The sequence below is a fragment of the Streptomyces sp. NPDC001204 genome (assembly GCF_053598035.1).
In genome coordinates this window covers 52,196-63,954 of record NZ_JBSFJL010000017.1, presented here as the reverse complement: position 1 = coordinate 63,954, position 11,759 = coordinate 52,196, and the positions used below count along the sequence as shown (strand labels likewise).

The following is an 11,759-nucleotide window of genomic DNA, read 5'->3' as shown; positions in this document are numbered from 1 at the left end:
GGTCAGGCCTCCTCGACGGCGACGCCGTTCCCGTCGAACCGGCCGTGCACCATGTCGAAGCCGGGGGTGGGGCCGGGGGTGAGGTCGGGGGTGGGCCCGGAGCTGGGGACGATCCCTCCGGCGAACAGGCGCATGCGCTCCAGCACGGCCTCCGCGGTCGGGTGCTCCATCGTGTCCACGATCCGGCCGTCCGCGAGATACAGCACCAGGTCGGAGTGGGCGGCGGCGTTCGGGTCGTGGGTCACCATGACGACGGTCTGCCCGAGGCTGTCGACGGCGTCGCGCAGGAAGCCGAGCACCTCCAGACCGGCCCGTGAGTCGAGATTGCCGGTCGGTTCGTCGGCGAAGATCAGCTCCGGCCGGGAGGCCAGGGCCCGCGCGCAGGCCACGCGCTGCTGCTGGCCGCCGGACAACTGGGACGGCCGGTGCCCCAGCCGGTTGCGCAGCCCCAGCGTGTCGATGACCTCGTCCAGCCACTTCTCGTCGGGTTTCCGGCCCGCGATGTCCATCGGCAGGGTGATGTTCTCCAGCGCGTTCAGGGTGGGGATGAGGTTGAACGACTGGAACATGAAGCCGATCCGGTCCCGGCGCAGCCGGGTCAGTTCGCGGTCCTTCAGTCCGGTGATCTCGGTGTCGCCGACCCAGACCTGACCGGCCGAGACGGTGTCGAGCCCGGCCAGGCAGTGCATCAGTGTGGACTTCCCGGAGCCGGAGGGGCCCATGACCGTGGTGAAACGGCCGCGCTCGATGTCGACGTCCACCGAGTCCAGCGCGAGCACGGCGGTCTCGCCCGATCCGTACGTCTTGGTCAGTCCGCGGGCGCGGGCCGCGATCCCGTCGACCGACGCCTGGGCCGTCGGCGCAGCAGGTGTGGACACGGGGGCCTCCTTGGGGGTCCTTCGACCCGTTACGTCCTGGCTCATGACAGGTTTGTCCCCGGACGAGCGTAATGTGATCGGGCCCACAGTCGGTATCCTCCGTTGGGCCCAGCAGCGGTCTCCGCCTTCAGGACGGGGCCCCGATGCCCGTGTCAGAGGCATGTGGGCTCCACGCCGTGCCCGTGCCCGCGCGGCGGAAGCGCGAGTGACCACCTGATGGGCCGATCAGGTGGTCGGCCGGTCACCGAGGCCGGTGGAGACCGGTCGCCAGGCGGTGCCCAGCGCGCAGTACGAGGAGGGCTGGACCGGACCCTGCTCCGGAACCAGCATCCGCCGATAGGGACCGAGCTCGAACCCGGCGTCGCGCAGGGCGGAGACCGGATCGCGGGACAGGTGGCAGCCGCCGCACAGCAGTGGCCACACGGTGAGGTCCAGGGCGCGCTGGGTCAGGTTCATCGCCCGGCCGCCGCCCCTGCCGTGCTCGAAGAACCGCACCTCGCCGCCGGGCTTCAGCACCCGCCGCGCCTCGGCGAGCGCGCGCGGCACGTCGCGCACGCTGCACAGCACCTGCGCGAGCACCACCGCGTCGAACGCCTCGCTCTTGACCGGCAGCGCCTCCGCGCGGCCCGGCACCACGTCGACCGGCACCTCGGCGCGCACGGCGGCCTCGACCGCCCGCTGCCGGAGCAGCCGCTCCGGTTCGATCGCGACGACCTCCGCGACGGAGCCCGGATAGCGCGCGAAGTTCAGCCCGTTGCCCGCGCCGATCTCGATCACCCGCCCGGACAGCCCGGCCAGCAGCCGCCGGCGCAGCCCGGCCATGCCCATGCTGGTCTCCGCGGCCACGCTGGCGCGGGCGTAGTAACGGGCGAACACCGGATGCCGCACGGCATCCCGCGCCGTCTTCCCGGAGCCGACGGACCGCAAGAACATGGCACCCTCCCCGACCATGACGGGCCTACGGTGAGTGTCCCCCGCGCCCACCCACCGCACGCCCACCGATGCCGACCCCCAACCCCGCGCGCACATTCCGGGTGTCCGGGTTGGCCTGACGAGCCTGCCGGCACGGGTGATGGTCCGGCGCCCGGCTGCCGCGCACGGGCCGGCTGCGGCTGCCACTCGGCTGCCGCCGGGGCCCGGGGCCGCCCGATGCGCGTTGGGTGGGCGTCGCGGTCGACCGCGTTGGACGGCGTAAGCCGCATCCGTCCCCGGTGCGTTCGCCCGCGTCGTCGGCCGTGTGCTCGTCCAGGTTGGCCCGACGGCTCAGCCCCGGCCGCCGTGCACGGGTCCGCCGCGGCCGTCACCCGGCCGCCGGGGTAGGGGCCCGCCCGAGGCCCGGCCGCACACGGGCGGCGTACGGGCGCACCCGGGCCGGGTGCCCGTACGTCCGCTGTCCCGGGTGCGGCCGGGCCCCGTCCCGCTCAGGCCCCCCGTGCGAACGGCGCGGGTGCCTCCCGGGTGGTGAACTCCTCCGCGTTCCACCTGCCGCTCAGACAGGGGGCCAGCCACTCGGGGGCCATGGACCGGAAGGTGCCCGGGGACAGGGCGCCCGCGGCCTCGGGGAGGGCGCCGAGCAAGGGGGCGCCGGCCGCTTCGGGGAGGTCGGTGACGTTGCAGCGGCAGGCGAGGTCGGGCTCGGCGGGCCAGCTGCCGATCACCACGCCGAGGAGATCCAGGTCGCGGGCTCGCAGTTCACGGGCCGTCAGCTCCGTCGTGTTCAGCGTGCCCAGACCCGCCGTGGCCACGACCAGCACCGGGGCGCCCAGCAGCTTCGCCGCGTCCGCCAGAGTGCCGCCGTCCGCGTCGAAGCGGACGAGCAGCCCGCCCGCGCCTTCCACCAGCACCAGATCGTGCTCGGTGGCCAGTTTGGCGGCGGCCTCGGCGACCTCGTGCGGGCTCACCGGCGCCCGCCCGGCCCGCAGGGCCGCCGTCGCGGGCGCCAACGGCTCGGGATAGCGGGCGAGTTCGCGCGCGGTCACCGCACCGGCCAGCCGAGCGACCTCGTCGGCGTCCCCGCGTTCGTCCGGCCCCACACCGGTCTGCGCGGGCTTCAGCACGGCCACCGACCGACCGGCCGCGACGGCCGCCGCGGCGACGGCGGCCGTGGCCACCGTCTTGCCGACCTCCGTGCCCGTGCCCGTGATCACCAGTACCGGCATCTCAACCCTCCCGCGCCGCCGCGCACACCGCGCGCGCGATCCGTGCCACGTCCACGTCACCGGTGACGTACGGCGGCATCGTGTACACCAGGTCACGGAACGGCCGCAGCCACACGCCCTCGCGCACGGCCGCCCGGGTGGCCGCCGCCATGTCCACCGCGTGGTCGAGCTGGACCACGCCGATGGCGCCCAGGACCCGTACGTCCCGCACCCCCGGCAGCTCCGCGGCCGGAGCCAGCCCGTCCCGCAGACCCGCCTCGATCCGGTTGACCTCCGTGCGCCAGTCCTGGCCGAGCAGCAGCCCGATCGACGCGCAGGCCACGGCCGCCGCCAGCGGGTTGGCCATGAACGTCGGGCCGTGCGCGAGCACCGGCACCTCGCCGCGTGAGATCCCCTCGGCCACCCGAGCGGTGCACAGCGTCGCCGCCATCGTCAGATAGCCGCCGGTCAGCGCCTTGCCCACGCACATCACGTCCGGCGTGACGGCGGCGTGCTCCGCCGCGAACAGGGCGCCGGTGCGCCCGAACCCGGTCGCGATCTCGTCGAACACCAGGAGCACGCCGTGCGCGTCGCACACCTCGCGCAGCACCCGCAGATAGGCGGGGGAGTGGAAGCGCATCCCGCCCGCGCCCTGCACCACCGGTTCGACGATCACGGCGGCCAGTTCGCCGGCGTGCCGTTCGACCGTCTCCCGCAGATGGTCGGCGTACGCCTCCTCGTACTCGGCCGGTGGCGCGTCCGCGAAGACCTGACGCGGCAGCACACCGGACCACAGCTCGTGCATCCCGCCCTCGGGGTCGCACACGGACATCGGCTGCCAGGTGTCCCCGTGGTAGCCGCCCCGCCAGGTCAGCAGCCGCCGCTTGTCCGGGCGGCCGAGCGAGCGCCAGTACTGGAGGCACATCTTGACCGCGACCTCCACCGACACCGAACCGGAGTCGGCGAGGAACACATGCTCGAGGCCCTCTGGCGACATGTCGACAAGGAGCTTCGCGAGCCGGACGGCGGGCTCGTGCGTGAGCCCGCCGAACATCACGTGGCTCATCCGCTCCAACTGCTCCCGCGCGGCCTCGTTCAGCACCGGGTGGTTGTAGCCGTGGATCGCCGCCCACCACGACGACATGCCGTCGACGAGTTCGCCCGAGCCGTCCGCGAGCCGCAGCCGTACCCCGCTCGCCGACTCCACGACGAGCGGTTCGTGGCGGCCGGGCATGGGCCCGTACGGGTGCCACACGTGCCGCCGGTCGAGCTCCAGCAGCTCGGGCACGCCCGGTCCGGGCGTGGCGCGCGGTTCAGGCATTGGGCGCGAGGTCCGTTCCGGCGCCCCGGCGGCGTACGGAGACGAGATCCGTGCGCGGCTCGTTGCCGGCCGCGGTCGCGGCCGGTGCTGATGCCGGTTCCTCCGCCGGCGCCGCGGCGGAACCGCAGACCCCGCCATCCTGGTGCGACCCGCACCCGGTCCCCTCGTGCGATCCGCATCCCGAGCCGTCGTGGGACCCGCACCCCGTGCCGTCGTGGGACCCGCACCCGCCCCCGGCCGACACCCGGTGCCCGGGCAGCGTCACCTGGTCGGCGCCCTCCACCTCGAACCCGGCGTCCGCGATCATCTCCAGGTCGGCCCTGCCCGCCTGTCCCTCGCTGGTCAGGTAGTCGCCGAGGAAGATCGAGTTGGCCAGGTGCAGCGCGAGGGGCTGCATGGTGCGCAGGTGCACCTCGCGGCCGCCCGCGATCCGTACCTCCACGTCGGGGCAGACGAACCGGACCATCGCCAGGATCCGCAGGCAGCGCTGCGGGGTCAGGTTCCACTCCTTGGCGAGCGGTGTGCCCTCGAACGGGATCAGGAAGTTCACCGGGACGGAGTCCGGGTCCAGCTCGCGCAGCGAGAAGACCACGTCGACCAGGTCCTCGTCGCTCTCGCCCATCCCGGCGATGAGCCCGGAGCAGGCGGACAGCCCGGCCGCGTGCGCCTTGTGCACCGTGTCCACCCGGTCGGCGTAGGTGTGGGTGGTCGTGATGTCGCCGTACGTCGCCTCGGAGGTGTTGAGGTTGTGGTTGTAGGCGTCGGCCCCGGCCTCGCGCAGCCGTTCGGCCTGGCCGTCGGAGAGCAGACCGAGGCAGGCGCACACCTCGACGCCCTCGTTCTGCTCCTTGATCGCCTTGATGGTGTCGGAGACCCGGTCCACGTCGCGGTCGGTCGGACCGCGCCCGCTGGCCACCAGGCAGACCCGCTTCGCGCCGCCCGCCAGCCCCGCCGCGGCGGCCCTGGAGGCGTCGTCGGGCTTGAGCCAGGTGTACTTGAGGATGTCCGCCTTCGAGCCGAGGCGCTGGGAGCAGTAGGAGCAGTCCTCGGGGCACAGGCCCGACTTGAGGTTGACGAGATAGTTGAGTTTCACCCGCCGGCCGAACCAGTGGCGGCGCACCTTCCCTGCCGCGGCCACCACGTCGAGCAGGTCGTCGTCGGAGGTGGCCAGTACGGCCAGAGCTTCCTCGCGGGTCGGCGACTCGCGCCGAAGCCCCTTGTCCACCAGCGTGTTCAGCAGGTTCATGAGAGCTGATCCTGTCCTACGGCCCGGTCCGCGGCCAAGGAGACTCCGCACAACGACGGGCGCATCGACATGTGGGTATTGCCACATCATGGGCGGCCGGCCCTGCCGCTAGGGTCTGTCCACTGCCTACAAAAGCCCCGGAGGACCCATGGCGTTCGGCTGGATCGAGGAGCAGGTGGACGCACGCCGCCGGGCCGGACTCGTACGGACCCTGCGGCCCCGCCCCGCCGACTCACCGCTGCTCGACCTCGCGGGCAACGACTACCTGGGGCTGGCCCGCCATCCGGAGGTGACCGAGGGGGCCGCGGCCGCGGCGCGTACCTGGGGCGGCGGCTCCACCGGCTCCCGGCTGGTCACCGGCACCACCGAACTCCATGCCGAACTGGAGCGCGAACTGGCCGGATTCTGCGGCTTCGAGGCTGCGCTGGTCTTCTCCTCCGGATACGCAGCGAACCTGGCCGCGGTCACCGCGCTCGCGCCGCACGGCTCGCTCGTCGTCTCCGACGCGGGCAACCACGCCTCGCTCATCGACGGCTGCCGGCTGGCCCGGGGCACGACACAGGTCGTCGCGCACGCCGACCCGGACGCCGTGCGCAAGGCCCTCGGAACGCACGAGGGCCCGGCCGTGCTCGTGTCGGACACGGTGTTCTCGGTCGACGGTGACGCGGCCCCGCTGGCGGAGTTCGCCGCGGTCTGCCGGGAGCACGGCGCCGGTCTCGTCGTCGACGACGCCCACGGGCTGGGCGTCCTGGGCGAGGGCGGCCGCGGCGCCGCGCACGCGGCCGGGCTGGCGGGCGCCGACGACGTGGTCGTCACGGCCACGCTGTCGAAGTCGCTCGGCAGTCAGGGCGGAGTCGTCCTCGGGCCCGCGCGGGTGATCGACCACCTGGTCAACGCGGCCCGGACGTTCATCTTCGACACCGGTCTCGCGCCCGCGGCCGCGGGTGCCGCCCTCGTGGCGCTGCGACTGCTGCGCCGCGAGCCGGAGCGGGCGGCACGCGCGCGTGCGGTGGCGGCCGAACTCCACGCACGCCTGACCGCCGCGGGCCTGGAGGCGGTACGTCCGGACGCCGCGGTGGTCTCGGTGCGCGCTCCGTCCCCGGAGCGGGCCGTGCGATGGGCGGCCGACTGCCGGGCGGCCGGGCTGGCCGTGGGCTGCTTCCGTCCTCCTTCCGTGCCCGACGGCATCTCACGGCTGCGGCTGACCGCCCGCGCGGACCTCTCCGGGGCGCAGATCGAACACGCTGTAGGGGTGATCGGTGGAACACGACCATGAGTCGGCGTGACACGGCCGGGCGCCACCGGGTGTGGATATGACTGGATTGTCCGTCAGGTGCGGTGTGCCGCGGCCGTGAAGACTGCCCAGCTCGCGGGGGAGAAGAGCAGCGCGGGCCCGGCCGGGGTCTTGGAGTCGCGCACGGCGAGCAGCCCGGCCCACGGTCCCGTGGCGGGCCGGGCCGTCTCGACGCAGTTGTTGGCTCCCGTGCTGTAGCTGCTGCGCAGCCAGTGCACGCCGTGCAGATCGGTACTGGAAGGTACGTGCCGAGGCGGAGTGGACATGGGGCCTCCTTACGCGGTACGCGGTTGTGCGCCGTCAGGGGGTCTGGCGTATCCCGGCGATGAAGTCCAACGAGTCCTCGGGAGAGAGGGCGTGGATCCGCAGGGTGTCGAAGGCCTCGGCGTAGGCCTCTAGGTCTTCTTTCCGCTCGAGGTGGAGGCTACTCGTCAAGTGGTCGAGAACCACCACGTTCAGATCGGAAGCGTTCGAAAACGAGAAGATAACGAAAGGGCCGGTGATCCCGATGTGCGCGCCGGCGGCGAACGGCAACACCTGGAGCCGTACTTGGGGCAGCCGGGCCGCCTCCGTCAGCCGCTCCAGCTGCCGCCTCATGACCTCGGGCCCGCCCACCTCCCTGCGCAGCACCGCCTCGTCCAGCACCGCGTCCAGCTCCAGCGGCGGTCGCGAGCGCAGCACGTCCTGGCGGGCCAGCCGCACCTCCACCAGCGCGTCCAGCCGGTCCTCGTCCAGCCCGTCCACGGCGGCCCGGGTGACCGCGCGGGCGTACTCGGGTGTCTGGAGCAGTCCGGGGACGACCGAGGTCTCCAGGGTGCGCATCCCGCTCGCCTGCGACTCCAGGCTGATGAAGTCCCGGTAGGTCGGCGGCAGCACTCCGCGATAGGCGTGCCACCAGTGGTGCCGGTCGCCGCCGTCGTCCAGCCCCGCGAGCACCAGGAGCAGCTCGCGCAGCTGGGCGTCGTGGACCGCGTACGCGTCCAGGAGCGAGCGCACGTCGGCCGGTTTCACCCCGCTGGTGCCGGTCTCGATCCGGCTGACCTTCGACTGGTGCCAGCCGACCAGGCGGGCCGCCTCACCGCTGGTGAGACCCGCGCCGGTGCGCAGCGCGCGCAGTTCGGCGCCCAGCTTCCGGCGGCGCACCTCGGGACCGTGCTGCATGGGCTACTCCCTCGCTCCCTCTGAACGCTCCACGCGACCCGCTCCGGATACGGTCTGCCGTCGCAGAGTTCACCGCATCGAGCGACAGATATATGCATATCTCGGTGGATCGCCACCGAGACCGGAGAGGTGATGGCAGTCTGACGGCGAAGCACCAGTGCGGGACCGTACTCGAACCATCCGCCAAGTGTCGGACTCCGGCCCCGTGGGAAAGGGACGACATCGCCATGGCAGACCATCTGGAAGCATCCGTCACTCTGCCGAGCGATCCCGCCTCGGTCTGCGCGGCCCGTGCCTATGTGGCCGGCACGCTCGCGGAGTGGGGCCTGCCGCCGTCCGCGGACACCGCCGAGACGGTCCGGCTCATCGTGTCCGAACTCGCCACCAACGCCGTACAGCACACTTTGGGGCAGTCACCCACCTTCACGGTGGACCTCGTCCTCGTGCGTGACGAACGACTGCGCATCGGGGTCACCGACAGCCACCCCCGGTTCCCGAAACGCCTGCCGGCCGCCGTCCAGCAGGACAACGGCCGGGGCATGGTGATCATCCGGTGGCTCACCGCCGAGTGCGGCGGCAGACTGACCGTGCGGCCGACGCGGGAGGGCGGCAAGACGGTCTGCATCGAACTTCCGTGGACGGTTCCCGCCCGCCCGGTGACTGCCGCGGGTCAGGAACCGTAGGAACGTGCGGTGACGACGTCGAAGCTCCGCCACCGCACGGCACCGCACTGCGGCCGGGTCAGCTGACCCGGCCGTACCAGACGCTCTTCGTCCAGATCTTCTGGAGCTTCACCACGTCCCCGGTCTTCGGAGCGTGCCAGATCTTGCCCTTCCCGGCGTAGATGCCCACGTGGTAGACGTGCGAGCCCGAGTGGAAGAACACCAGGTCCCCGGCTCGGCGGCTGCTCGCGGAGATGTGCCGGCTGTTGTTGTACTGCTGTGCGGCCGTGCGGGGGAGCTTCTTGCCCGCCCTCTTGAACGAGTACAGCGTGAGCCCGGAGCAGTCGAACCTCCGCGGCCCCGTGGCGCCCCACTGGTAGGGCGACCCCTGCTTGGACGCCGCGATCCGCAGTGCCGTGTTCGCGGTCGTCACGGCCGAGGCCTCGGAGGCCACACCCGGGACCACGATCGAGCCGCCCACGGCGGCCAGGGTCAGGGCCGAGGCCGTGCCGGCCCGGGCCATCAGCGACGGGACACGATTGAGCGCAGTCATGCGCAACCCTTCGTCAGCCGCCTGTGAAGGATGACCTGTCGGATTCGGGCTGGCGAAGTTGCCCGGCCGCGTTGTCGCGGCTTCACCCCAAGGGCTGCTCGGACCGGCCATGGCGTGACCGTTCCGGCGACCCGTCGTGCTTGGGTCCTCCACTCCTGCCGATCCACTTCTGTCGACCGGTCATCCTGGCGGCGGCAGGACTCGGCGTCCGCCCGGACCGCCCCGCCGTTGTGGCGGGGGCTTGTCGTCAGACAGGGATCTTCACCTACGGATGTCCGAAAATCCCAATGGAACCGCGTGTTTGTGTTGTTACTCACCACGCGCCCGTTCGGGTGGACACCCTCGCGATCGAACGGCTGCCCCCGCCCGCGACGACCCCCGGACCAGCACCGGAGCACCTCATTCCGCCATTCGGGGAGGCGTGTTGGGCGACTGCGGCGGTCTCGAAAAGGGAGTTGAACCTACACCGAAAGGCGGTCGGTCATTCGGGGTGATTTCACCCCGTGTCCAGACAGAAGGGTCCCTTCACCCGCCAAGGCCGCGGCTGTGGACGACGTCAACTTCCGCAGTCGGGGGGAAGGGTGACACGGGCCGTGCGCCGCTCGCCGTCCAGCACCCGCAGGGCCCGGGCCAGAACGTCCGTGTGCAGCTCGGTCTCGTCCCGCCGGTGCACCAGCGCCAGGGCGTCGCGCAGCTCCACCGCCCTGCCGGCGAGCGCCTGGGCGGCCCTCAGGGCCCGGCAGGTGTCTCCGGGCCGTCCCGGGTTGACGCGGCCCAGCAGGTCGGCCGCCTCCAGGTATTGGTCGATCAGCTCCGCCTCGGCGCGGGTCGGCGCCGGCAGGGGTGGCGGCTCGGGCGGCGGCATCGGCGGCTCACTCCGCGTCCGGCGCGGTGCGCGTGGCCCCGCGGTTCTGGATGATTCGGTCAATCAGGCCATATTTCAGGGCCTCTTGTGCGTCCAGCACCTGCTCCCGCGCCAGGTCGGTCCGCACCTGCCGCGCGGACCGCCCGGTGCTCAGCGCGAGCAGCTCCTCCAGGCGGGCGCGCATCCGTGTCAGCTCGTCCGCCTGGATCGCCAGGTCGGACGCCTGGCCCTCGACCGGCTCGGGCAGTGACGGCTGTCGCAGGATGACGCGGGCGCCCGGCAGTGCGTACCGTTTGCCCGGGGTGCCCGCGGCCAGCAGCACCGCCGCGGACGCGACGGCCTGGCCCAGGCAGATCGTCTCCACGTCGCAGCACACGTACCGCATCGTGTCGTGGACGGCCGGCGTCGCGCTGAACGAGCCGCCCGGGGAGTTGATGCAGAGCGAGATGTCCCTTTCGGGCGTCCGGTGCTCCAGGTGGACGAACTGCGCGATCACGTCGTTCGCCGCGGTGTCGTCGATCGGTGTGCCGAGGAGGACGATCCGCTCCTCGAGCAGTTTCGCGTACGGATCAAGGGAGCGCCGGCCGACGCTGGTGATCTCGGTGAACTCCGGCAGGACGTAGCGGGCGGACGGTCGCGTCATGGCACACCCCTCCATGCGGCAGCGCCGGCTCCGGTTGGAGCGGCCTCTGTTAAAAACGTACAGGACGTACATAAGTCGCGGAGGGCTTCCCCGGGCCGGATGCGGGAACGGTCCCGGGTCGTGCACGGCCTCCTGCGGGGTGAAGCTGGAAGCACGGCGGCTCGACGACCCAGGGGACTGGCCATGGTGTTCTTCGCGATGTCCGAGCGGCACCCTCTCCCGCCGCTCTCCGCCGCAGATCTGGTGCTGGAGCGTGAGCGGCTGCACCGGGAGATCGATCAGCTCCAGCGGGCCCTGACCTCGCACGCCGTGATCGACCAGGCGATCGGCGCCGTGGTGACCTTCGGGCGGATCCCGCCCGAGGACGCCTGGCAGGTCCTGCGGGAGGTCTCCCAGCGGTCGAACACCAAGCTGCGCACGGTGGCCGAGCACGTGCTGAAGTTCGCGCAGGGCGGTGCTCCGCCCGACATCGAGCTGGAGCAGCTGAGGCGGGCGCTGGGGCGGTACTCCGCAGGCTTCTCCGGCGGGCGGTCGCAGCCCTGAGACCGGCGCGAACGCCCCGTAAGGTGGGGGTATGGCCTACGAGATTCCGGTGACGCAAGCCAGGGCTGAACTCGCCGACCTGATCAACCGGGTGGTGTACGGCGGTGAGCGCGTGGTCGTCACGCGGCACGGCAAGCCGCTCGTCGCCCTGGTCTCCGCCGCCGATCTGGAACGACTCGAGCAGCTCGCGGAGCCTGCCGGGGACCCGGTGGTCGGTGCCGTCTCGCAGGTCCGCGACGCCCCGTCCGCCCCTCGTGAGCAGCAGCGCTTCGGCATCACGGCGGACCATCGAGGGCCGGAGGTCCGCTAGCGGGTGAGGCCCGGGGCGGCGCGCGTCCCGCGTCGTCGGCGGGTCTGAACTGCACTGCCCGGCGGGGCAGTTGAATTTACCGAGAGGGTCGCGAGGGGCCCCGCTGTGCCGTCACGCCCCAAGGCGGCACGCTCCGGCGGCCGGG

14 protein-coding genes and 1 riboswitch are annotated in these 11,759 nt (G+C 72.4%); of the genes, 4 read left to right on the top strand and 10 right to left on the bottom strand.

Translation table 11 applies throughout. From position 1 onward, the window contains the following. Positions 1-2 precede the first annotated feature (2 nt). The 5 genes from ACWC91_RS23090 to bioB form a co-directional block, all read right to left on the bottom strand. Entirely contained in the window at positions 3-878 is an 876-nt protein-coding gene (locus ACWC91_RS23090) for an ABC transporter ATP-binding protein (protein ID WP_225079083.1), read from the bottom strand. Between the two features lie 225 nt (positions 879-1,103). Then, positions 1,104-1,811: a class I SAM-dependent methyltransferase gene (locus ACWC91_RS23085; RefSeq protein ID WP_450643647.1), complete on the bottom strand. Its 708-nt coding sequence runs from the start codon at positions 1,809-1,811 to the stop codon at positions 1,104-1,106. Between the two features lie 488 nt (positions 1,812-2,299). Beyond that, positions 2,300-3,037, bottom strand: coding sequence for a dethiobiotin synthase (gene bioD / locus ACWC91_RS23080; protein WP_225079081.1), 738 nt, complete (start codon positions 3,035-3,037; stop codon positions 2,300-2,302). Between the two features lies 1 nt (position 3,038). Continuing rightward, positions 3,039-4,337 carry an adenosylmethionine--8-amino-7-oxononanoate transaminase gene (locus ACWC91_RS23075; protein WP_281155479.1) on the bottom strand — a complete coding sequence of 433 codons (1,299 nt, stop codon included), beginning with the start codon at positions 4,335-4,337 and terminating at the stop codon, positions 3,039-3,041. Next, positions 4,330-5,583, bottom strand: coding sequence for a biotin synthase BioB (bioB, locus tag ACWC91_RS23070; RefSeq protein ID WP_450643557.1), 1,254 nt, complete (start codon positions 5,581-5,583; stop codon positions 4,330-4,332). The genes ACWC91_RS23075 and bioB overlap by 8 nt, the downstream gene beginning before the upstream one ends. 148 nt (positions 5,584-5,731) lie before the next feature. Between bioB and ACWC91_RS23065 the strand changes: the two genes are divergently transcribed. After that, on the top strand, positions 5,732-6,859 hold the full coding sequence (locus ACWC91_RS23065) for an 8-amino-7-oxononanoate synthase (RefSeq protein ID WP_225079078.1): 1,128 nt from the start codon (positions 5,732-5,734) through the stop codon (positions 6,857-6,859). A 53-nt stretch (positions 6,860-6,912) separates the two neighbouring features. Here the strand turns inward: ACWC91_RS23065 and ACWC91_RS23060 are convergent, their stop codons facing one another. Then, on the bottom strand, positions 6,913-7,143 hold the full coding sequence (locus ACWC91_RS23060) for a DUF397 domain-containing protein (RefSeq protein WP_450643558.1): 231 nt from the start codon (positions 7,141-7,143) through the stop codon (positions 6,913-6,915). Positions 7,144-7,177: 34 nt separating this feature from the next. Further along, positions 7,178-8,038: a helix-turn-helix domain-containing protein gene (locus tag ACWC91_RS23055; RefSeq protein WP_225079076.1), complete on the bottom strand. Its 861-nt coding sequence runs from the start codon at positions 8,036-8,038 to the stop codon at positions 7,178-7,180. Between the two features lie 227 nt (positions 8,039-8,265). On the opposite strand from ACWC91_RS23055, the gene ACWC91_RS23050 reads away from it, so the two are divergent. Next, positions 8,266-8,721: an ATP-binding protein gene (locus ACWC91_RS23050; protein WP_225079075.1), complete on the top strand. Its 456-nt coding sequence runs from the start codon at positions 8,266-8,268 to the stop codon at positions 8,719-8,721. A gap of 58 nt (positions 8,722-8,779) precedes the next feature. Here ACWC91_RS23050 and ACWC91_RS23045 read toward each other — a convergent pair whose 3' ends face one another. The 3 genes from ACWC91_RS23045 to ACWC91_RS23035 form a co-directional block, all read right to left on the bottom strand. Further along, positions 8,780-9,253: a C40 family peptidase gene (locus ACWC91_RS23045; protein WP_225079074.1), complete on the bottom strand. Its 474-nt coding sequence runs from the start codon at positions 9,251-9,253 to the stop codon at positions 8,780-8,782. A 3-nt stretch (positions 9,254-9,256) separates the two neighbouring features. Further along, a riboswitch (cyclic di-AMP (ydaO/yuaA leader) is annotated at positions 9,257-9,438 on the bottom strand. Between the two features lie 371 nt (positions 9,439-9,809). Further along, positions 9,810-10,118 (bottom strand): hypothetical protein, encoded by a 309-nt coding sequence (locus ACWC91_RS23040; RefSeq protein ID WP_225079073.1) that lies wholly within the window; start codon positions 10,116-10,118, stop codon positions 9,810-9,812. Positions 10,119-10,125: 7 nt separating this feature from the next. Beyond that, the gene (locus ACWC91_RS23035) at positions 10,126-10,761 is read right to left on the bottom strand and encodes an ATP-dependent Clp protease proteolytic subunit (RefSeq protein ID WP_281155474.1); all 636 of its coding nucleotides are present in this window, start codon (positions 10,759-10,761) and stop codon (positions 10,126-10,128) included. 183 nt (positions 10,762-10,944) lie between these two features. Between ACWC91_RS23035 and ACWC91_RS23030 the strand changes: the two genes are divergently transcribed. Together ACWC91_RS23030 and ACWC91_RS23025 are read left to right on the top strand one after the other, a co-directional pair. Beyond that, positions 10,945-11,304 (top strand): ANTAR domain-containing protein, encoded by a 360-nt coding sequence (locus ACWC91_RS23030; RefSeq protein WP_225079071.1) that lies wholly within the window; start codon positions 10,945-10,947, stop codon positions 11,302-11,304. A gap of 31 nt (positions 11,305-11,335) precedes the next feature. Then, on the top strand, positions 11,336-11,614 hold the full coding sequence (locus ACWC91_RS23025; protein ID WP_450643559.1) for a type II toxin-antitoxin system Phd/YefM family antitoxin: 279 nt from the start codon (positions 11,336-11,338) through the stop codon (positions 11,612-11,614). The last annotated feature ends 145 nt before the right edge of the window (positions 11,615-11,759 follow it).